Raw genomic sequence first — 20719 nt, forward strand, 5'->3', positions numbered from 1 at the left:
TCACACACCTACAACAATTGCCGTGGGCATTACAAGCTTATAAAGCTTTATCCCACTCTAATTGATGAGTTAAACCGTACTTGATAAAATCTTCTACTTTCGCTTGATCACTTTTACCAAAAACACCTAAGCTGTAAGGATTTTCTTGCATACGTTGGGTGACTTGCTCGTTCTCAAATTGGATAACTTCTTCTCTTGGTTTGTCTGGCTTAAAAAAGTCTACAACCAAAACAGTTCTATCATAATTAGTATAATTATGCGGGCAGTGTGGATAGCTATGATCTAAAACTAGGAATTTGCCTTCATGCCAATAAAGCTGCTCATGGCAGATTTTCATAGCTACATCTCCCTTTGGTACAATCAATCCTAGATAGCCACGATTTGTATGAGGGTTGTAGTTCACGTGTAGCTTGATATCCAAGCCTGGATGGAATGTCCCAAAATACACATTTCTGATGATCTCATCATCATTAAAGTTGACTTTTTCTATTAATTTCGCCAAATTTGGGAAATATTTCTCTCTTAAGGCAAGTGCTTTTTGTGATGCTTCTTCTGACCCATAATCAGGATATTTTATTTGATATACTTGAATATATTTTTCGATAAACATACCTTGAAATAAAATTCCAAAGGCACTGTATTTGGCATCACCCTTAGTTTGAATCGTTTTACTTTTAGGGCCAAGAATATCGTAAGCCAGTTTTAAATCCTCATTAGATGCCTGTTTAATAAAGTGTGTAAACTCGTCTCTAATTGCTTGCCAGTTATCTTGAAAACTTTTGAGAAAAGTAAATTCTTTTGGGTCTATATGATACTCATTAAAACTTTCCATTGTCTTTTCTCCCGAAGCTGATTTCATAAAAAACCTTTATATAATAGTGGAATTTGGTCTTCGTCCCGATTCAATGTTGGAATTCCTGGCTAACTCATTTTAGTGTGAGGTATACTGTGTCTGAAACTCCCGTATTAGATCAAATTATCAAAAATGTGCGGGTAGTTCGTCCCCATCAGGATGCAATCGAACTACTTGATTTAGGAATTCAGGATGGAAAATTTGCTCAGATTGCCGCTAATATTAGCCCAGACACGGCTAAAGAGGTATTTGATGGCAAAAACTTGCTGGGCTTTCCTGGAGTCGTAGATGCCCACATGCACGTCGGTATCTATCAACCCCTCGACAAAGATGCTGTAACTGAAACCAAAGCAGCTGCAATGGGAGGTGTAACTACTAGCTTAAATTACATCCGTACAGGGCAGTATTATCTTAACAAAGGCGGCTCCTACCGTGATTTTTTTCCAGAGGTGTTAGCTTTATCCGCAGGTAATTTTTTTGTAGATTATAGCTATCACATCGCACCTATAGCTAGCCAGCATATCGACGAAATACCTCTATTGTTTGAGGAACATGGTGTCTCTTCGTTTAAAATCTTCATGTTTTATGGCGGCTATGGGTTACATGGTTTGTCAGACCAGCAAAACCTCTTTTTGATGATTAATAAAGAGGAACGGTACGATTTTGCCCATTTTGAATTTATTATGCGTGGTCTAACTCGCTTGATGGCAGAACATCCAGAAGCGCGAGATACTATTAGTTTGAGTTTGCACTGCGAAGTTGCAGAAATTCTCAACGCCTATACCAAAATAGTTGAAAATGATTCTAGTCTTAGCGGATTACACGCTTACAGCGCAGCGCGTCCACCTCATTCTGAAGGTTTAGCAATTTGTATTGCTTCTTATTTAGCAAATGAGACTAACTGTGCAAATATCAATTTGTTGCACCTAAGTTCGCGTAAGGCAATGGAAGCAGCTTTGACTATGCAAACGGCTTTTCCTCATATCAACTTTCGGCGAGAAGTTACTGTCGGACATTTGTTATTAGATGTCGATACCCCGAATACAATTTGGGCAAAAGTCAACCCTCCAATCCGTCCCCGTGCCGATGTAGAATACTTGTGGCAAGCAGTACTCAACAATCAGGTAGATTGGATAGTTAGCGATCATGCTTGCTGTTCTGCTGAACAAAAAAGAAGTGTTAAAGACCCGAATAATATTTGGTTAGCAAAGTCTGGTTTTGGCGGTACAGAATATTTACTTTCTGGTGTATTTAGTGAAGGTAGTAAGCGAGGAATGTCTTACAACCATATCGCTAAGTTGTTATCTTGGAACCCATCGCGGCGCTTTGGTTTGTTAGAAAAAGGTGATATTGCTATTGGCTATGATGCTGATTTGGTATTAGTAGACCCCAATGAAAGCTTTGTGGTACGGGCGGCTGAGTCAGAATCACAACAAGGTTATACACCTTTTGAAGGAATGGAGTTAACTGGAAGGGTAAAAAGTACCTTCTTACGTGGAATTCTTATCTACAACAACGGACAAGTTTTGGGTTCACCTACTGGACGTTATTTAAAAAGAAATTAGATTATTGATGCACAAACCTTTTTCCATAAAATGCCTATAGGTTTCCATGTGGATATGACAAAACTGTTGCAACTTGTGATAAATCCCTATCAACTCGAATAAAGAATAAACTGCCATCATCTGTTCTATGCCAAGGCGAGGTGATAAAACTAGGGCCATAAGCAAAATAATCTTTTACAAATCGGTGGTCTCCAATATCACAGTATCCAGCTAGGCAATAGCCCTCCTCGTTATAACATTGAATCATTGGGGACTTGCCATCATAATGTGGCAAGATAGCAAGCAGCCAGACTCCACCCCCGTTACTATCTTTTCTTAGCCACTTCTTATTTGCTTGTACAAATTGAACTGTATCTGTATTGCCCCACGGTAGCAATTTGCTATCCAATGCTGGGATGAAGCCACTTAACTTAGCATCTAGATGATTATCTAGTGAATATTTATACTTGAGAGAACCATTTTCCATCCAGAGAATTTCCGCTTCTTCATCACCTAGCACTTTCCAAGGGCCTACTCTGACACCTGCCGGGATAAAGGAGTAACCATGCTTGCTTAACTGCCACTCTCCCACTTGGATTGCACCCTTAAGCACAAAAATCTCCAAATCAGAAGTAAAGAAGCCAGACGGTGCTTCAAACTGCCGTGGTATTACAACTCTTGACGTTGATGCACCATTGTCATGCCAAGTAAGTAAGCGACGGCTTCCAAATGCTACATTATCTGGCATTCCATTTACTCGCCAACTGTGTTCTTCGGGTACGCCATTTGTATCAAAAAATTGGTACTGGCGAGGTACATACTCTTTGGAGATTGCTGTGCGCCTTCCTGATAGATTCATGCGCCCTCTTCCGTCTCCACCCCAATCCTCTTTTACAGATGCTAGGTGTAAAAAATCATCAGTTTGGTTTTCTTCTACGGAATTAAAATTTATATTCTCTTTACCCACAACTTCACTTTCTCCTGTTGAATTTTAGATTGTGTTAACTGGATTTTTTTCTAAAAATTCAATTGCTAATTCAGCAAATTACCTTTTCTGTGCTACGGTTTGGAACCATTCAATTAGAGGTCTTAAGGTTCCTGGCAATGCTGACTCGCTGACAGTCACCGTATGTTGTTTACCGTTATCTTCTACTGTTAATTTATATTGAAAGCGATCGCTCTCTTGATTTGGTGAGGTAATTAGTTCCGGTAGCCTAAATAAATCAGCAACTTCCACCAGTCGAGGGAGTGTCGCCGCTTCATGTGGCGGGAGAGTTTCTGTATCAACGGTTATCTTCTTGCTGATGCCGGCAAAGCCGCCGGTGCGTTCAAATGATACTCGCATTTTTTGCTCTCCGTTGTGTTATGGCAGGGAACTGGGGACTAGGGACTGGGTTGAAAGTCTGTTTGTATATAGGTTTTATCATCAGTTAACGTCCTAACCTCCAAGTCCCTTGCTATATTTAGTTGAGATAAATACAAAGATTGGGAGATGATAATTCTCACCTCCCACTTTAGCAACAACAAACAACAGATTAATCAGTCGTGAGTACTGACTATTTACAGACACGATTTATCGTATCTCTACTCATAACTCTTGTACAGACGCGATTTTTTATCGCGTCTCTCCTGAATCTAAATAACTCCTACCTTTCGCCAAGCATTCTGCACAGCTTTTTGCTCATTACTGCCACTACCGTAGAGTTCGCCAGCAACCTGAATGGTGACGTTGGCAGCTTTTTTAAAATCTGCTTTGGCATTCAAGCGATCGCGTAAAGTTATATACCAGATTTTGCCAGTTTTTTCCCAAGCATAGCCATCAATCTCAACCGCAGCTAGATAAAAGGCATAGTTAGGGATTCCTGAGTTGATATGCACTCCGCCGTTATCATCAGTACCAGTATATTTATCCTTCACATGGGCCGGTTGGGGATCTTTACCCAATACTGGATCGTCATAAGCTGTTCCTGGCGCTTTCATCGAGCGGAGGGCGACACCTTTGATAGTCGGTACCAAAAGACCTTCACCAATCAGCCAGTCTGCCTCTTTTGCTGTATGATTTTTGATCTTTTGTTTCACCAAGGAACCAAAGACATCAGAAAAGGACTCATTCAGTGCGCCTGGTTCGCCATAATACTGTAAACCAGCTTCATACTGAGTTACACCATGAGTTAGCTCATGCCCAATCACATCAATTGATTTCGTAAAGCGTTGAAACAGTTCTGCATCGCCATCACCATAAACCATTTGGTCGCCGTTCCAAAAGGCATTGTCATATTTAACGCCATAATGAACGGTGGAGTCTAAACGCAGTCCTTTGTCATCAACGGAATTGCGATCGAATATCTCATGAAACAAGTCATAGGTAGCACCAGCCGCATCGTAAGCTTCATTCACTGATGGGTCGCTGCTGGGGGGGTCTCCCTCACCACGCACCAGCGTACCAGGGAGTTGCTGTCCATTTTTGGCGTCGTAGATGGTGCGACGCTTCTCACCCGGAGAAGGCGCAAACGAGATATTACCTACGACATTTCTTCGTCCCAAAAATTGCGCCGAAATATTTAATGTATGAAAAGCCCAACTACGCTGCTGGGGATTGCCATTCACCACGACATTTTTAAGTATATGGGGCGGGACAATACAACAAATAGGACATCTAGAGTCAAGCGAATGCTCATCCTTGAACCGGGCTGATTTCTTTTTATTTCGAGCCATCCAAGATATTCTCCTTTTAAAACTAAGTGATGGCAAACAGCGACTTTAACTCCACTGGAGAAAGGAACAGAAAAACGAATCCCAATTTTGTGCCCCTGGTTTCTGAGTATTTTCGAGTCGCGTCTTGATTCTGATTCCTGAATTCTGAATTCTTCTTCAAATATTAGTTCTTATAAAGACAAAGAATGTTATTTATTGCTGTTTTGTTACTATCAAGCTGTTAATCCGATAAATCCCCATTGGAGATAGGCGAATCTCAAGTCTAGGCATTCAAAACCGAAATTACTCACAGCCAGCCACCAAACACCGCTAGACCATAATATTTCCAAGGTACTGCAACTGTCTTAAATCCAGCTTTGCTCAACATCTGTAAATGAGCATCTAAGCTAGCTAGCTGGTCTTGACTAGAGTAACCTTGAGTGCTAGTTGTGCCAAGCTTCGCGCGAATCTCCGTAAAACTGGTTCCTTGTTGAAGTGACCATTCTTCTCGTGCCGCTTTGTAAACTTCTGCTAAGGCTGGTGATTCTGGTAAGGTGGGGTCTGCATTCCAAAAACAGCCGTCTTGAGTAAGGCTAGCAGCAATTCGCTCAAATAACTTCAATTTCATCTCATCTTGGAGATGATGAATTGCCAAGGATGAGACACAAGCATCAAATTTGCTACCAATATCCAAGTTCTCTGGATTATTTGCCCAGTCGCCAAAATCTGCTTGTATACCAGTCCAGCGTTGTTGATATCCCGCTGCTGTGATTTTATCTTGGGCAAATTGCACCATTCGAGGTGAGTAATCTAGGGCAATTACTTGGGCATCTGGAAAGCGATTGAGTGTCTTGAGACTAAGTTCGCCTGTACCACAGCCTAATTCTAAAATACGCCGACTTGTTGAAGGTAAACAACGGCTAATTACTTCTAGCATCTCATCGTATCGCGGTAACAGTTGGCGAATACCAGTGTCAAAATCCGCAGTGTTGGCGAATACTTCTCCAGGAAATAACTGTTGCATGGGGATTGGAACTCAGAAGTACACTAAATTAATCATTCATCATTACCGAGGTATATTCTACATCGGTGCGAGGAACTTTATCGGTTGCCGCCAAGCCACAAAAGCAGAACGAAAAGTTTATGAACAAAGTTAATTCTGAGCCGCTGGAGATCGCAGATAACGATATGCTCCCAGAATCCGATTTTACTGATGGCGATCGCGGCAAGCATTACCAAGCTTATCGAGGTAGACATACTGTTACCATTCATCAAACTGATGAGACAAGTGTTGTACAGCACTTTACCCTTGAAAATGGGGCGGTAATACTTGATCCCGATGTACGAGAGGATTTTACTGATGAGAAGCTGTCAATCAGGCTTTACGCACATTGATTAGTCTGTTCTCGAAAAATCACAAATCGATTACACTTGAATGTGTTGAATAATAATCTGCATTGTTTCGACGCTGAGGTGCAGACTGTTTGTAGTAAATCCATTACCTGTTCTTTGTTATCTGCAAAGCAATATGTATTGAATTTTTCAGCAATTATCGAGTCTTTAAGTTTCTTTTCTTTGTATTGATCTAAAATCCATACTGCATCTCCTTCACCATACCTCTTATGTCAGATCAACCTTCACCAGAAATCGAACTGCTCCGTGCGGCGTATGCAGCCTTCAACGCGCGAGACATTGACGCTGCCCTTGCCCTCATGGCTGCGGACGTGGCTTGGCCGAAAGCGTTCAAAGGCGGTTTTGTCCGTGGATCTGAAGAAGTTCGCGCTTACTGGACGGAGCAATGGAGCGAGATCAATCCGCACGTCGAGCCGGTTTCCTTTTACTTGGAGGAGGCTGGGCGCATTTTGGTCGATGTGCATCAAGTCGTGCGTGACAAGACTTACGCAGTTCTTGCCGATCAGCACGTGGCCCATCGATTCACCCTTGAACACGGCTTGATTCAAGCTATGGAAGTCTGTCCACTTCCATCGTCCACCCCAAAGGCCTAACCCGCGCAAAGAACGAACAGACGAACCAATTGCTAATCGCTCTTTTGAAACACTCAATGATTTAGAGAATGTCTTGTTGCATCGGTGTTAATCTTTACTCCAACAGACAGAGTTAATTCGTGGCTCCAAATTGGTGTTTAATCGGAAGTTATTACCCGGACATGATATTATTCAGACGCGACTCGAAAATACTCGCTCTAAGCGTACCCCTACGGGGAAGCAAGCTACGCGCAGCGTCTCTAAGAGTTGCCATGCCGCAGGCTTTACGCTCCGCTATCATCCACTCGTACAAAATTCATACTGTTAGCAGATAGCTAAGGTTTAGCGTATTCTGACTTCTGAGTTCTTAATTATAAAGACATTACCATCTTAGTTGGTAATATTTTAGTAATGATTGAGACAATTTCTAGTAACAAAATATTTCGCATTTATAAAAAAATAAATATATATGTAGTTAACTATATGAGATTAGTTGATTAATTTGCGATAAAAATGTCAAAAAGCCTGATAAAAAATGTTACTACTAAAACGACATATCGAATTGATACTTGGTAGAATTTTACCAAGATAACCAAAACTGATAATATTATTATGCCAAGAAAAGAACAAGGATGGGTTACATTTCAAACCTCAGAGGATGAGCGCAAGATTTTAGAGGAGTTCTGTGAACATTCTCAACGTACCAAGACTGAGATTCTACGGGAACTAGTGCGTAGCCTTACTCAGCAATCTTCAACACCAATATCACCATCAACTCAGCAAGAAGAACAGGAAAATATTTATACTCAAAAACCTGATAGAGAAAGTAGTATTCAAAAGAAATCACTAAAAGTTAGCTCTCGCAATATTCTTAAAGGTGTCGTTAAACGAGTTGTTTATGGAGCAGTTAATAGTGAGGTAACTCTGGAGATTGTTCATAAAGTAGAATTAACTTCAATTATCACCAGAGCTTCCGCAGAAGAGTTGGAACTATCTGAGGGAAAAGAAGCTTATGCAGTTATTAAATCTAACGATATTGTCATTGCTAGAGAATAGAAATGTATTGATTTTTGGCTAATAAATTATCCAATACTGTGGGGTGGGCAACATGAGCGCCCAGTCCATAGGGCGCTCATGTTGCCCACCCCACAGGAGTTAATTAGATATTTTTTTATTTGTCACTCCCTAATGGCGTTTCTAATGTTTATGGGCGCAGTGGTTTCTTACCAAAGCCATAGCGCAATGTATCCTTAATCCAATTCTGCAAGTTATCAATGTAGCTAAAGATTACTGGTACTACTACTAGTGTCAATAGAGTGGAAGTTGTGAAACCGCCCATAATCGCAATTCCCATTGGTTGGCGAACTTCAGAACCCGCACCAATTCCTAATGCTAAAGGGAGAATCCCAGCGATGGTTGCGAAAGAAGTCATTAAAATTGGGCGCAGACGTGACACGCCTGATTCTATGAGTGCCTGACGTTGGGTTTTGCCTGCCTGCATGTTGATGATTGTATAGTCAACTAACAGAATCGAGTTTTTGGTGACAATCCCCAAAAGCAACACGATACCAATCAGGGCATATATTCCCAAGGGTTTTTGGGCAATCATCAACGCTACTAATGCGCCGCCTAAACAAAAGGGTAAGGCTGCCATAATTGATAATGGATGCAGAAAATTGTTATACAGCAGCACCAAAATTGCATAGATACACATTAATGCCAGTCCTAATGCACCGCCAAAACGACCGAAAATGTCTTGCATAATTTTGGCACTACCTGAAGGTTGCTGTATTACTCCTGAGGGTAAGTTTTGCATCACAGGTAGTTTGTTGATTGTTTGGACTGCTTCTCCTAAAGAAATCCCTTGCAAGTTGGCTTCTACGGCAACTTGACGGGCGCGATCGTAACGGTTGATGGTAGCAGGGCCGCTACCAAAGCGGATATCTGCAACTGCCACAAGGGGAACTAATCTACCATTTTGACTGGAGACTTGGAGATTGGTGATTGTGTTAATATCAGCCCTGGCTTTCGGGTCGATTTGGACACGAATGGGGATTTGCCGATCGCTCAAATTAAATTTCGCCAAGTTGGCATCATTGTCGCCGATAGTAGCCAGGGAAGCTGTACGAGCGATCGCTTGCACTGTCACCCCCAAATCTGCTGCCCGTTGCGGGTTAGGAATTACTAAAATCTCTGGTTTCACTAAACTCGCAGTTGAAGACACTTCTACTAATCCAGCGATGGATCGCATCTGCTTTTCTAAGGCATCAGCAGCTTGATTCAATGCTTGGGGATTTTCACTTCTGAGGACAATTGATAAACCTTTGCGACTGTCACCTGGCGACTGACTTTGAAAACTAATTCTAGCTCCTGGTATTTGTCCAAAGGAAGGACGTACTTGTTCTTCAAACTGTTTTTGGGAAATATTTCGTTCCTCTCTGGGTTTGAGATTAATCGCAAGGGTTGCAGAATTGATCTGTTCCGTTGCTAGTACACGTTCAACTACCGGGTTTTGCCGGATGATGTCAGTTGCTTGTGTGACTACCTTGTTCACGTCTTCTAGTGTGGAACCAGGAGGTAGTTCTATAGATACGTTAGAAATGCCAAAATCGCCATCATCAACAAAACCCTTGGGAATCAAGGGAACCAGCATCAGACTGGCAATAAAAAAAGCTAAAGCGATCGCCATTGTTGTCAATCTATGGCGTAACGCCCACTGTAGCAGCGATCTATAAGGTTGAAAGCCCCGGCGCTTTTCAGTAATCAGTTTTCTACTTCCATTCCCGCCACCTGGAAGCGTAAATTTAAAATTAAAAATTTTTATTACTCCCCTACCCCCCTGCCCCTCCGCGCCCCTGCCCCTCTGCCCTTCTCCCTCCTTTAAAAGATACGCCCCCATCATCGGCGTCACCATCCGCGCTACAAGGGTTGAGAAAATTGTGGAAACAGCAACGGTAACACCAAATGGTTGAAAAAACTGCCCCGGAATCCCACCCATAAAGGCAACTGGCAGAAATACGGCAATAATCGTTGCAGAACTGGCGATTACCGCTAATCCTACTTCGTCGGAAGACTCAAAAGCAGCTTCCCAAGCTGACTTCCCCATAGCCATGTGGCGTTCCATGTTTTCAATTTCGACGACGGCATCATCTACCAAGTTGCCCACTGCCAGCGCCAATGCCAACAAAGTCATGTTGTTGAGGGTGTAACCAAGGGCTTGCTGGACTGCAAAGGTGGGAATTATTGATAGGGGTAAAGCAACAGCAGTAATTAATGTTGCTCGCCAATCTCGTAAAAATACTAAAATAACAATGACCGCCAGCACCGAAGCTTGAATCAATTCATCAATGGTACTTTGGTAGGATTGGCGGACAATATCGGCTCTAGTAAAAATTAAATCCAGCTTGACATCTGGGGGAAGGGTTTTTTCCAGTTCTTTGATTGCTGCTTTTACCCCTTGTTCCACCGTCACCAGAACGCTGCCAGTACTACGTAAGACTTGAAAAGCTACCACGGGTTGATTATTTAAACTGGCGGCTTGGCGCACGTCACCAAATTTATCTTCTACTGTTCCCAAGCTGGATAAAGGTACGGAACCCCCTTGTGGTAAGAGGATTTCGTATGTTTTCAAAATATCTACACTGGTGGCACTTCCTAAAGTACGAATACTTTGTTCACTACCACCAACTTCGGCGCGTCCGCCAGGTAAGTTAATGTTTAAAGCGCGAATTTGGTCGTTTACCTGGGTGGCGGTAATCGCTAGAGATTGTAAGCGGTCAGGATTAAGATTAATGCGAATTTCTCGGTCAACCCCACCCACACGCTGAATTTGGGCGACACCACGGACTCCCAATAAGGCGCGGCTAATGGTTTGGTCTACGAGGTTGCTTAATTCTTCTACAGAACGCCGATCTGATTTAACTGCATAAGTGATTACTGGGCCGCCGGAAAAATCTAGGCGTTGTACAATTGGGTCGTTGATATCTTGGGGTAAGTTTTGGCGAATTTGAGCGATCGCATTCCGAACATCATTAGTGGCGCGATCGCTATCTGTACCCAAAACAAAATTGATTGTCGTCTGAGAACTTCCATCGCTGACGGTGGAAACCATATAATCGATATTGCCCAACCCCGCGACAGCATCTTCAATTTTTTTCGTCACTTGAGATTCTAGTTCCGCCGGGCCTGCACCTGGTTGAGTGACTTTAATCGAAACTGTTGGCACATCAATATTTGGATTAATATCAATCCCCAAGGATATGAATGAGAACCAACCCACAACTGTCAAAATTAAAAATAAAACTATTGTAGGAACAGGTTTTTTGATCGACCAAGCTGAGATATTAAAAGACATTGGGAAATTTTAGATTAGTCATTGGGGATTGGGAATTGGGGATTGGGGATTGGGGATTGGAGATTGGAGATTGGGGATTGGGGACTGGGGATTGGGGACTGGGTATTGGGGACTGGGTATTGGGCACTGGGGATTGGGCACTGGGCAAATAATCAATAGTTTTTCTTCCCTTGCCTCCCCTGCTCCCCTGCTCCCCTGCTCCTCTGCTCCCCTGCTCCCCTGCTCCCCTGCTCCCCACACTCCCTCATCTCCCCATTCAATTTGCAACTCGAACTTTGTCGCCATCTTTGAGATAACCTGCACCATCAACGACGACGCGATCGCCTAACTGTAACCCACTCTTGATTTCTACTGTGTCGCCATTACCAGGATCTCCTAACTCTACTTTCTGGCTGTGGACTATATCTTGGCCGGATAAGATGAATACAATTACACTTGCGTCTGCTTGGGATTGCACTGCTTTTTGCGGTACTACCATCCTCATTCCTGAGTTAGTCGTAATTGCAGCACGAGCAAACATCCCTGGTTTAAGTAAAGTTGTTGGCGGTAAGTCAATTTTTACCGTCGCCTCACGCCTTTGATCGTTTATCTGTGGTTGTATGTCCCTGACTCGTCCTTGCGATCGCACGCGTTGATCGACATCAGAAGTAATTTGCACCGATGCGCCAATTTTCACCTGAGTTAGTTGAGTTTCGGGCACTTTCGCCTGAAGTTCTAACTTTTCATCTCGAATAATCGAAAATAGCTTTTGTGTGCCACCAATCACAGTCCCTACCTGGGTTTGTGGTGGTATACCAGTAACATCGCCGATTCTAGCCAACTTCTCAGCAATTACTCCCGAAACCGGCGCACGCACCACCGTTTGTCCTAACTGAGTTTGTAATTGTTGCACCTTAGCAGCACTGCTCTTGACATCAGCTTTAGCTCTGTTGATGATCGCTTGGGCATTACCAATATTGGCTTGGGCACTGCCAATATTAGCCTGCGCACTACGTATATTTTCTTGAGCCAGGTTCACAACTTCTATGGCAGTTTTTACAGCATAAGAACGAGTATCGAGTTCTTGCTTGCTAATCGTTCCAGAGTCAGCGAGTTGTTGATAGCGCTGATAATTTTTGGCTGCTTCCTCTAACTTCGCCTTGGCTTGAGCTAAATCGGCTTGTTTTTGCTGGACAATTGCTTTATTTGATGCCAAATCCGCTTGCTTGGATGCTAAATCTGCTTGTTTGGATGCCACATCTGCTTGTTTAGATTCCACATCTGCTTTTGCTTGGCTAATTTGGCTTTGCAATATGGAACCATCCAACACCGCTAAAACTTGACCTTGTTTGACAAAAGCTCCTTCTTTGATATTTGCGGGGATGCTTTTAATTTGTAAGCCATTTGTCTGCGGTAGCACCGGAATTAAATCACTCGCTGCTACAGTTCCAGTGGTTTTGAGAGTACGGACAACACGGGCGGTTTCTACTGTGGCGATGGTGACTGTCATCGCTGGATTGACTGTTTTATCTGCCACCACACTTTGTTGACGAGATGAAAGACGATTTAATACACCCATCCCAACCAAGGCGATCGCAATTCCTAAACCAGCACCCAAGAATAATGGTTTCAACCAGACCCGATTTGATTTCTGCTCTGATTTGCTCAAAAAGCTAGCATCTTCAGAGGTTACAGGTTTTCCCACCCCGACTTCTGAAACACTTTCATCGCTCACAGTCTCACCTCCACTTTCTGTCTAAGCATACCAACCTTGGTATTTCCTTAAGAAAACCTGAAATTTATTTATTTCACATCAACTATGGCGCATTTTGTAATAAATGTCTTTTCTACGTAACAGTATACAATGCAACTTTCTTGCTAAGAGTAATTACTACCAAATTAATGCTGAAACCTGTTATGTAGATTACGCTCAAAAAAATCATCTAATCAGATATAGCTACTCTAAGTCACGTACTACAAGTGTTTAGATCACCGTCAACAAGGCTTAGATATGAAAAACTGATAAAACTAATCTAGACTTATCTAAATTAAAATCATAAATATTTATGTACTTTTGAACACAAGCAAATTTTCTTTCTACATAACCCATAATTCCTCTAAAACCTTTGTTTTGCCAGAAAACCATGCAATACCATGTAATCCAGGCATAGATTAAGCTAGCGTCTACAGCTACACGTGAGTTACAAAGGAGCAAACTCCATTTCCCTAAATTCCAGCAAGGGTGGCCCAGATTAGGGAATTTTGAATTGAAGAAGAAGTCAGAATTCAGGAGCGGAGCCGGAGACGCTCCGCCTCCGGTCAGAATCAAGACGCTCGCGGACTCGCTAACGCTGCGCTGTCCGCCAGTCGCACAGAATTCATTCTGAATTCTGACTCCTGACTCCTGAATTCTGTTTGATCAATCAAATCAATAAATAATTGGTATTTACCAGAGTAACCAAATATGTTCAATGCAACTGAAATTTTAATTGATGCCTTTGTAAATGAAATTCGAGAAGGCTACCGTCGCACTTATGGCTGCTTTAAAAATGATTATCAGGACATTATCGCCTGGGCTGGTAACATGGCTTTGGAAAACATTGCCAATAGCGATGCCCTGTACCACAATGTTGAACACACCGTTTTAGTCACCCTCGTAGGACAAGAAATCTTACGTGGCAAACACATCAGAGAAGGCGGTGTTTCTAGTGAAGACTGGTTGCATTGTATTATTTCCCTAGTGAGTCATGATATTGGCTACGTTAAGGGAGTTTGCCGACAAGACCGAGAAACAGCAGGCTTATATGCCACAGGTAAAAATGGCAGAATGATTTCTGTAGCTCCTGGCGCTTCTGATGCAAGTCTGACACCGTATCATGTTGATCGAGCCAAGCTCTTTATTGATGAGCGTTTTGGAGGTCACAAGTTAATCGATGCTGAGGCAATTAAGAGCAATATTGAATTGACTAGATTTCCCGTCCCTGCGGCAGAAGATCATCAAGATACAAAGTGCTTTGCAGGATTAGTCCGGGCTGCTGATTTGATTGGTCAACTAAGTGACCCGCGTTACCTGAAGAAAATTACTTCTTTATTTTACGAATTTGAAGAAACTGGTGTAAATAAAGTTTTGGGCTATCAAACCCCTGCCGATTTACGTAATAACTACGCTAAGTTTTACTGGAATGGCGTCTATCCCTATATTCAAGAGGGACTGCATTATCTATCGCTGACACAGCAGGGAAAACAAATTCTCGCTAATCTTTACTCAAACGTGTTTGTGGTAGAACATGAAAAGCAACAGGAAGAACAGCAACGCTATTTAGAGAAGTTAGCTGTTAGTAGTTAAGATTTAGGAGCGAGAAGTTAGGAGTTGAAAATTATTAATCATGAGTTATGAATTAAGATAAAAGCTTAATAACTCATAACTCCTAACTTATAACTCCTAACTACTATGGATTGGTGGCGAAGACTAAAGAAAAATCCTTTGGCACGATTTGGCGCAATTTTGCTATTAATTTTCTATATAGGAGTAATTGCCGCTGATTTCGTAGCTCCTTATGATCCCTATGCTTCACAGCCTAATGGTTCACTGCTGCCACCAACGAAGATACATTGGGATTCTCAATCAGGGCAGTTTATTGGGCCTTATGTTTATCCGACAACTCAGGGAGATACGAATTTAGATACAGGCGATCGCAAACTCATTGTAGACTCGACAAAGCCCTCACCCCTACATCTATTTGTCTCTGGGCCAGAATACCGATTGTTGCAGATGAGTTTGCCATTACCCCCGAAGTGGGATGAAGTCACAATCTTTGGTGGTATCCCCTTAAATTGGCATTTATTTGGCACAACAACTGGCGCAAAAGTCAATATTTTGGGCACTGATGACCAAGGCCGCGACCAATTTAGTCGCTTGCTGCATGGCGGTCGCATCAGTATGTTTATCGGGATTTTTGGCATTATCATTACCTATCCCCTCGGTTTGCTTATCGGGGGAATTTCTGGCTATTTCGGCGGTGTGACTGATAGCGTCATTATGCGTTTGGCAGAAGTGTTAATGACTTTCCCCAGTATTTATCTTTTGGTAACATTGGGTGCAGTCTTACCAGCAGGTTTAAGTAGTACCCAGCGCTTTTTGCTGATTGTGGTGATTACTTCAGTTATTAGCTGGGCTGGTTTAGCGCGGGTCATTCGGGGACAGGTATTATCACTTAAAGAGCGAGAATTTGTTCAAGCAGCGCGGGCAATGGGCGCGAACCCACTTTATATCATCCTCCGCCACGTTTTACCACAAACGGCTAGTTATGTAGTTATCTCTGCGACTCTTGCAATTCCCGGCTTTATTGGTTCAGAAGCGATACTGAGTCTCATTGGCTTGGGAATTCAACAACCAGACCCTTCTTGGGGAAATATGCTTTCTCTGGCTAGCAACGCTTCAATTTTGGTGTTGCAACCTTGGCTAATTTGGCCACCGGCTGTGCTGATTATTCTCACAGTGTTGGCATTCAACTTACTCGGTGATGGGCTGAGAGATGCACTTGATCCTCGTAGTTTGAGAAGATAAGCCTTCAATAAATAGCAAATGCGAACCCCGAAATAGCAAATGCATACTCCGAAATAGCAAATGCGTACCCCGAAATAGCAAATGCGTACTCCAAAATAGCAAATGCGTACTCCAAAATAGCAAATGCTTACTCCGAAATAGCAAATGCATACTCCGAAATAGCAAATGCGATCGCTGAAATAGCAAATGCGAATGCCGAAATAACAAATGCGTATGCATCGCTCTACTCTACTGTTGCAAAACCCAACGGCGGAACAGTTCTACCATAATCCGCCAGTTTCCCTGAGTTTCCTCAACTACATCATGACGCTTCAGAGTATTCAGCGCTTCCTGTAAATCGGCATCGTTCATACCTGTAGATTGAGCTAAGGCATCCAGACTTAGCCCTTCTGGGTGAGGTGCAAGCACTTGTACAATTGCTTGTTGACCCTCAGCACCCCGCGCCGCCTGACCCCAAACTCCATCAAAGTAGTAGCGTCCCCGCTTGAAAAATTCAGGGTCATTGATAACTGCTTCCACATCTTCTATTGTGAAAACTGGGTCACGCGATCGCCCTTGCTCAAAAACAAAGTCATTGTAGCGGCGCACTAGTTGAAAACCCAGTAGTTGCACTAAATATGGTTGACCATGTGTCAAAGCATAAATTTCATCTAAAGCTTCTGGGATGTAGTCGAGGGGGAAGTCTTCATTACCTGGGTTAGCTAGAATTTGGCGAGTAGCTGCACGTTCTTGAAAGCCAACATGAATAGGAATGACACTGGCAAAGAAAGGTTGAAAGTAATCTGCTGTCATCTCTTCTAAGGTGTGCAAACCAGCAAATGTAAAAGCGATTTTAGAACTCATTTGCACCAAACCCCGCAGAAAACCCATAAAGTCGATAGGTATTTTGTTCGCTTCAATTAAATCTTCAATTTTCTCGAATTCGTCTAAGGCGATGATTAACCCGCCATCTAGCTGTGCTTCCACCTGCTTTAAATAGCGTTCAAAAGTCCGATAGGGAAGATTTAGTAAATCAGCGTCAGCTGGTGCTGTAAGTTTTACAGTTTGAGAAATTTCATCACAAATTGCCATCAGCACCTCACCAACTCCTTGGGGACTATCTCCCAAACGTAGCAAGTTGACATAGGCTAGCTGGATTTGAGAGCCTAGACAGTTAGCAGCGTTAAGCAGAATAGAGGTTTTTCCCATCCGCCTGTGACCGTAGAGAACTATAGACTGGAGTTGATTACCCATCACCCAGAGTTCTTCTAACTGTCTGATGATATCTTCTCGCCCAACAAAGAGATGACCTTGAACGGGGTCGCCTACAACATAAGGATTAACCACAGGCTTGGTGATGGAAATTTCTCCCACTTCACCAGTGATTTCTAAAAGGCTTTCTTTCCAAGTTTCAGCGATATCTATGATTAACCCTTGCTCTGCTTGTGGCAAGGTGTCAGCTTGATTTAGGATTTTTGTTAGTTCACCTAATGCTCGATTAAGAGCTAAAGACCTGGCTGAACGTGATACACTGCGATTAACAAACTGCACATCCTCAACAACTCGACGCAGATTAGCAAGGATTTTCCAAGTAATCGGACGTAAAAGCGGTTCCTGGGGAAAAGGAGGAACTTGGATAGCTGCAATAGACGCTGATGTTTGAGCTTTCTGAAACGCTGTTAGAGTTTCGGCAAGGGTAAACATTTCCTCGCCATAGAGAAGAGAACGCACTACTGTAAAAGCCTTTACTGCTTTCGCTGGTTCTTTTTCATGCAGATGCCAGAAACCAGCAGCAGTAGCACGAGCAGGAGTATTTAAGCGAGTGTCTACTGTTAAGGGAGGGGAGCTTGGTTCATTTAAATAACGCAAAAATACAAAGCCTTTAACAAGTTGTAACTTGATTTCTTCCGTCAAAGAACCTGAAGCAAAACCTACTAATTTCCAATCAAACGGATTTGCCGCTAGTAAAGAAACACGCCAAATAATTTGTTCTGATTGAGTTGTAGTAAGTACCCTATTGACTGCTTGGACAACAGGAATAAATTGTAGGGTATATGCCAGCAGTTCATTAGTATTATGTAAACCTATTTCCCAATCATTTTGCAGCCAATTTTGCACATGACAGACAAGATTAGGAACGGGAAGCGGAGTGATACGGGGAAGTAGCCAATGACCGTTTTGAATTGTTCGCAAGTTTAAAGGTGAACCAATAAGCCAGGTTTCTGGACGCAGTACCGCCACGCCTACCGCCACGCCTCCCGCCACGCCTACCGCCACGCCTCCCGCCACGCCTCCCGCCACGCCTCCCGCCACGCCTCCCGCCACGCCTACCGCCACGCCTACCGCCACGCCTCCCGCCACGCCTCCCGCCACGCCTACCGCCACGCCTCCCGCCACGCCTCCCGCCACGCCTACCGCCACGCCTCCCGCCACGCCTACCGCCACGCCTACCGCCACGCCTCCCGCCACGCCTACTACCACACCTACCGCCACGCCTCCCGCCAAGCCTCCTGTCATGCCTCCTGTCATGCCTCCCGTTACACCGAACGCTATGCTGAACGCTATGCCGAACGCTATGCCGAACCAGTTAACCGAAATGTTTAGTACCTGAAAAAATAGACCTATAGCTACAGGTGTAACTACTGTTAAAATTAATCCTTGGAAAAATAACTGACGTTGAATAGCATTTTGACGCAATAACTCCCATCCCTTCCGCCAATTCATTTCCTCTCCAGGAATATACCCACCCCCGAATGTATCCACATACCATCGCAAAGCCTGGGGAAAGAAAAACACCCAATACAGCAGGCGCAGATAATCTAAGGGATTCCATAAAGAGAGGCGATGCTTCAACTTGGGCGCTAAGTCTAAGCGGGGTACAGGGGTCATTATTCAACCTCCATCATCACGCGTGAAGAATTTAATCCCCCAGCCCCAACCATCGAAGGGGTTGGAGAAGAGGTCAAAGCGGTATCATTCATTGCACACCATAATATTGTGAATAAGTTCGATAACACAATTGCATCAGTTTGCGAGGATGTCCGCCACTTTCTTGGATGAGTTGGATGATTTTTTCTTCAGTAAAACTCACAGAAGTTCTAGCTAGACGGTTGGTAATAAAAGCACGCATAGTAGCTTCATCCCAAGGATGAATGTGTTCCTCTTGGCAAATACCTGCCAACGGAGAAGTATTACCTTGCTCCTGACTATCGTTAAAAAGGTTGTTCAGAGGTTCGGTAGCAGCTAAAATTAGCTTTAACGGAGCATTACTTCCTTCGGCTAAACCGCGCAAAAAATCTCTTATATTGCGAGTAAAACCTTCACCCGTAAGTTTTCCTACATTATCTATAGCCAGTAGTATTTTACAACTTCGCAAATTGCGGGTTAACTGATAGTCTTTACTGTCAGATATACCGATATCGTGGCACAATTCACTATAAAATTGACTTTCATTATGAAGTAAATTTAAGTCTAAGAAAACTGGCTGACGTTTAACGTTTAGACGAGTTTCTGCTTCTTGACAAATCATCCATAGCAGCGAGGATTTGCCAATTCCCTCTTCACCAATTAAAACGACACTACTACCGCTATTCAAAACTTCCAATATTTGGTTGATTTCCCTCTTACGGTCAAAGAATAGAAACTTTTCTTCTACTCTTCCATTAAAAGGAATAAAGGGATTTTGATTTAGCTCAGGTGGACTATTATTGCTTAGTTCTTGAGAACTGGTATAATCTGATTTTGGTGCATTGATATGAGGTGGCTTTTTAGTATAATCATTGTAATTTTTATCAAAAAAGGTTTCAATTTCTTCCCGAAAACTTCTTTTATCAAGCTCGTCTATATTTAAAACTCTTTTAATCTTATCAATTAATTTTTTACCTATTTCTCTGAAATACTGTTCTGTATATAGTTTGCCATTAGGTTTATTTATTTCACGAGTCATATAACCATAATCCATACCTTGCCAAATTAGAAGAAAAACTTTTTCTTCTAACTTACTTAGTGAAACTACTTGTCCTCTTCTCTTCTGAAATATTTGCTTAATAGATTCTAATGCATCTTTAGCTTCCATTTAACCTGATTGAGTTGCTAGAGTAAAGTTAACATTTAAATATAAGTTTAGTATTTTACAGCAAAACCTACATAATCCTACGTCCATGTAGATATTCTTTGTGTTTATGACATAATCCTACATTTACCTACATCCTACCTATAACTATGGGTTAGAGGCGAGTATAGAGACATCGGAACAAAAGAGGAGTGCAAAACGATGTCTACTTACTATCCTGAAAATGAAAATTTACCCGCGCAGCAACAGCCAATAGATAAATCTCTAAAGGTTCTCAGCCAATCAGACAATACAGAACAACTTCTCAATATCACTGAAAATATTACTGCTGCTTTAAGCAAATCAGATACAGTAGAATTAGTTCAAGTTGGGGGTCAGACAGCAGAAAATATTTTTAAGGTTTTAGTCCAATATGGTGGTAAACCAGTTGCAATTATCTTGGCTACTGCTGTTCTGATTGCAGCTACAGCTATACCAATCTTAGCTGTAAAAGTATCTCTGGGTCAGATAACTCAAATCCCTAATATTTCACAGACGAAATGATAGTTTTGCGTTGGGTTGCGCTTTGCTTAACCCAACCTAAATTTTATTTCTAAGTTAACGTGAGTTCGACGTTTAGAAAACGGCAGGAGGAAGTGCAGGTAAATCTTTTGGGTAAATATCAATCGACGGTTTTTTAGGCAAATAGGTGT

18 protein-coding genes are annotated in these 20719 nt (G+C 42.6%); 8 read left to right on the forward strand and 10 right to left on the reverse strand.

Annotated features, from left to right (window positions below; all coding sequences use genetic code 11):
- Positions 1-37: 37 nt before the first annotated feature.
- Complete coding sequence (locus tag V7L31_RS15365; RefSeq protein ID WP_334697036.1) at positions 38-832, reverse strand: aspartyl/asparaginyl beta-hydroxylase domain-containing protein; 795 nt, start codon at positions 830-832, stop codon at positions 38-40.
- A gap of 116 nt (positions 833-948) precedes the next feature.
- Between V7L31_RS15365 and V7L31_RS15370 the strand changes: the two genes are divergently transcribed.
- A complete protein-coding gene (locus V7L31_RS15370; protein WP_334697019.1) occupies positions 949-2418 on the forward strand; it encodes an amidohydrolase family protein in 1470 nt (489 codons plus the stop codon).
- Positions 2419-2452: 34 nt separating this feature from the next.
- Here the strand turns inward: V7L31_RS15370 and V7L31_RS15375 are convergent, their stop codons facing one another.
- The 4 genes from V7L31_RS15375 to V7L31_RS15390 all read right to left on the reverse strand — a co-directional run bounded on the left by V7L31_RS15375 (position 2453) and on the right by V7L31_RS15390 (position 6115).
- On the reverse strand, positions 2453-3364 hold the full coding sequence (locus V7L31_RS15375) for a DUF4437 domain-containing protein (protein ID WP_334697020.1): 912 nt from the start codon (positions 3362-3364) through the stop codon (positions 2453-2455).
- A 78-nt stretch (positions 3365-3442) separates the two neighbouring features.
- Positions 3443-3742, reverse strand: a complete 300-nt coding sequence (locus V7L31_RS15380) for a protealysin inhibitor emfourin (RefSeq protein WP_334697021.1) — start codon at positions 3740-3742, stop codon at positions 3443-3445.
- 290 nt (positions 3743-4032) lie between these two features.
- Positions 4033-5112 carry a M4 family metallopeptidase gene (locus tag V7L31_RS15385; protein ID WP_334697022.1) on the reverse strand — a complete coding sequence of 360 codons (1080 nt, stop codon included), beginning with the start codon at positions 5110-5112 and terminating at the stop codon, positions 4033-4035.
- 286 nt (positions 5113-5398) lie between these two features.
- The gene (locus V7L31_RS15390; protein ID WP_334697023.1) at positions 5399-6115 is read right to left on the reverse strand and encodes a class I SAM-dependent methyltransferase; all 717 of its coding nucleotides are present in this window, start codon (positions 6113-6115) and stop codon (positions 5399-5401) included.
- On the opposite strand from V7L31_RS15390, the gene V7L31_RS15395 reads away from it, so the two are divergent.
- The 4 genes from V7L31_RS15395 to V7L31_RS15410 all read left to right on the forward strand — a co-directional run bounded on the left by V7L31_RS15395 (position 6114) and on the right by V7L31_RS15410 (position 8132).
- Positions 6114-6248: a hypothetical protein gene (locus V7L31_RS15395; RefSeq protein ID WP_334697024.1), complete on the forward strand. Its 135-nt coding sequence runs from the start codon at positions 6114-6116 to the stop codon at positions 6246-6248. The genes V7L31_RS15390 and V7L31_RS15395 overlap by 2 nt on opposite strands.
- Positions 6235-6486: a hypothetical protein gene (locus tag V7L31_RS15400; RefSeq protein ID WP_334697025.1), complete on the forward strand. Its 252-nt coding sequence runs from the start codon at positions 6235-6237 to the stop codon at positions 6484-6486. Before V7L31_RS15395 ends, V7L31_RS15400 begins: the two co-directional genes overlap by 14 nt.
- Before the next feature lie 227 nt (positions 6487-6713).
- Complete coding sequence (locus tag V7L31_RS15405; protein WP_334697026.1) at positions 6714-7097, forward strand: nuclear transport factor 2 family protein; 384 nt, start codon at positions 6714-6716, stop codon at positions 7095-7097.
- 591 nt (positions 7098-7688) lie between these two features.
- Positions 7689-8132: a TOBE domain-containing protein gene (locus tag V7L31_RS15410; protein WP_334697027.1), complete on the forward strand. Its 444-nt coding sequence runs from the start codon at positions 7689-7691 to the stop codon at positions 8130-8132.
- Between the two features lie 148 nt (positions 8133-8280).
- Here the strand turns inward: V7L31_RS15410 and V7L31_RS15415 are convergent, their stop codons facing one another.
- Genes V7L31_RS15415 through V7L31_RS15425 form a run of 3 tightly spaced genes read right to left on the reverse strand, consistent with a single transcriptional unit; the run spans position 8281 to position 13144 of the window.
- Positions 8281-11430, reverse strand: coding sequence for an efflux RND transporter permease subunit (locus V7L31_RS15415; protein WP_334697028.1), 3150 nt, complete (start codon positions 11428-11430; stop codon positions 8281-8283).
- 18 nt (positions 11431-11448) lie between these two features.
- Complete coding sequence (locus tag V7L31_RS15420; protein ID WP_334697029.1) at positions 11449-11715, reverse strand: hypothetical protein; 267 nt, start codon at positions 11713-11715, stop codon at positions 11449-11451.
- Positions 11687-13144: an efflux RND transporter periplasmic adaptor subunit gene (locus tag V7L31_RS15425; protein ID WP_334697030.1), complete on the reverse strand. Its 1458-nt coding sequence runs from the start codon at positions 13142-13144 to the stop codon at positions 11687-11689. The genes V7L31_RS15420 and V7L31_RS15425 overlap by 29 nt, the downstream gene beginning before the upstream one ends.
- A gap of 729 nt (positions 13145-13873) precedes the next feature.
- Between V7L31_RS15425 and V7L31_RS15430 the strand changes: the two genes are divergently transcribed.
- Together V7L31_RS15430 and V7L31_RS15435 are read left to right on the forward strand one after the other, a co-directional pair.
- The gene (locus V7L31_RS15430; protein ID WP_292840517.1) at positions 13874-14755 is read left to right on the forward strand and encodes an Npun_R2479 family HD domain-containing metalloprotein; all 882 of its coding nucleotides are present in this window, start codon (positions 13874-13876) and stop codon (positions 14753-14755) included.
- 105 nt (positions 14756-14860) lie between these two features.
- Positions 14861-15976 carry an ABC transporter permease gene (locus V7L31_RS15435; protein ID WP_334697031.1) on the forward strand — a complete coding sequence of 372 codons (1116 nt, stop codon included), beginning with the start codon at positions 14861-14863 and terminating at the stop codon, positions 15974-15976.
- A 228-nt stretch (positions 15977-16204) separates the two neighbouring features.
- Here the strand turns inward: V7L31_RS15435 and V7L31_RS15440 are convergent, their stop codons facing one another.
- Positions 16205-18844 carry an AAA family ATPase gene (locus V7L31_RS15440; RefSeq protein ID WP_334697032.1) on the reverse strand — a complete coding sequence of 880 codons (2640 nt, stop codon included), beginning with the start codon at positions 18842-18844 and terminating at the stop codon, positions 16205-16207.
- A gap of 88 nt (positions 18845-18932) precedes the next feature.
- Entirely contained in the window at positions 18933-20030 is a 1098-nt protein-coding gene (locus V7L31_RS15445) for an AAA family ATPase (protein ID WP_334697033.1), read from the reverse strand.
- A gap of 198 nt (positions 20031-20228) precedes the next feature.
- Here V7L31_RS15445 and V7L31_RS15450 point away from each other — a divergent pair, with 198 nt between their 5' ends.
- Positions 20229-20570: a hypothetical protein gene (locus V7L31_RS15450; protein WP_334697034.1), complete on the forward strand. Its 342-nt coding sequence runs from the start codon at positions 20229-20231 to the stop codon at positions 20568-20570.
- Positions 20571-20719: the final 149 nt, after the last annotated feature.

This window comes from Nostoc sp., assembly GCF_036916655.1.
Classification (GTDB): Bacteria; Cyanobacteriota; Cyanobacteriia; order Cyanobacteriales; family Nostocaceae; genus Nostoc.

Bases quoted from the DNA above. Each gene is read 5' to 3' on its own strand.
- V7L31_RS15400 (WP_334697025.1), top strand. From the start codon at position 6,235: ATGAACAAAGTTAATTCTGAGCCGCTGGAGATCGCAGATAACGATATG.
- V7L31_RS15385 (WP_334697022.1), bottom strand. From the start codon at position 5,112: ATGGCTCGAAATAAAAAGAAATCAGCCCGGTTCAAGGATGAGCATTCG.
- V7L31_RS15445 (WP_334697033.1), bottom strand. From the start codon at position 20,030: ATGGAAGCTAAAGATGCATTAGAATCTATTAAGCAAATATTTCAGAAG.
- V7L31_RS15365 (WP_334697036.1), bottom strand. From the start codon at position 832: ATGGAAAGTTTTAATGAGTATCATATAGACCCAAAAGAATTTACTTTT.
- V7L31_RS15410 (WP_334697027.1), top strand. From the start codon at position 7,689: ATGCCAAGAAAAGAACAAGGATGGGTTACATTTCAAACCTCAGAGGAT.
- V7L31_RS15405 (WP_334697026.1), top strand. From the start codon at position 6,714: ATGTCAGATCAACCTTCACCAGAAATCGAACTGCTCCGTGCGGCGTAT.
- V7L31_RS15395 (WP_334697024.1), top strand. From the start codon at position 6,114: ATGGGGATTGGAACTCAGAAGTACACTAAATTAATCATTCATCATTAC.
- V7L31_RS15380 (WP_334697021.1), bottom strand. From the start codon at position 3,742: ATGCGAGTATCATTTGAACGCACCGGCGGCTTTGCCGGCATCAGCAAG.
- V7L31_RS15390 (WP_334697023.1), bottom strand. From the start codon at position 6,115: ATGCAACAGTTATTTCCTGGAGAAGTATTCGCCAACACTGCGGATTTT.
- V7L31_RS15420 (WP_334697029.1), bottom strand. From the start codon at position 11,715: ATGGCGACAAAGTTCGAGTTGCAAATTGAATGGGGAGATGAGGGAGTG.
- V7L31_RS15430 (WP_292840517.1), top strand. From the start codon at position 13,874: ATGTTCAATGCAACTGAAATTTTAATTGATGCCTTTGTAAATGAAATT.
- V7L31_RS15415 (WP_334697028.1), bottom strand. From the start codon at position 11,430: ATGTCTTTTAATATCTCAGCTTGGTCGATCAAAAAACCTGTTCCTACA.
- V7L31_RS15440 (WP_334697032.1), bottom strand. From the start codon at position 18,844: ATGACCCCTGTACCCCGCTTAGACTTAGCGCCCAAGTTGAAGCATCGC.
- V7L31_RS15450 (WP_334697034.1), top strand. From the start codon at position 20,229: ATGTCTACTTACTATCCTGAAAATGAAAATTTACCCGCGCAGCAACAG.
- V7L31_RS15435 (WP_334697031.1), top strand. From the start codon at position 14,861: ATGGATTGGTGGCGAAGACTAAAGAAAAATCCTTTGGCACGATTTGGC.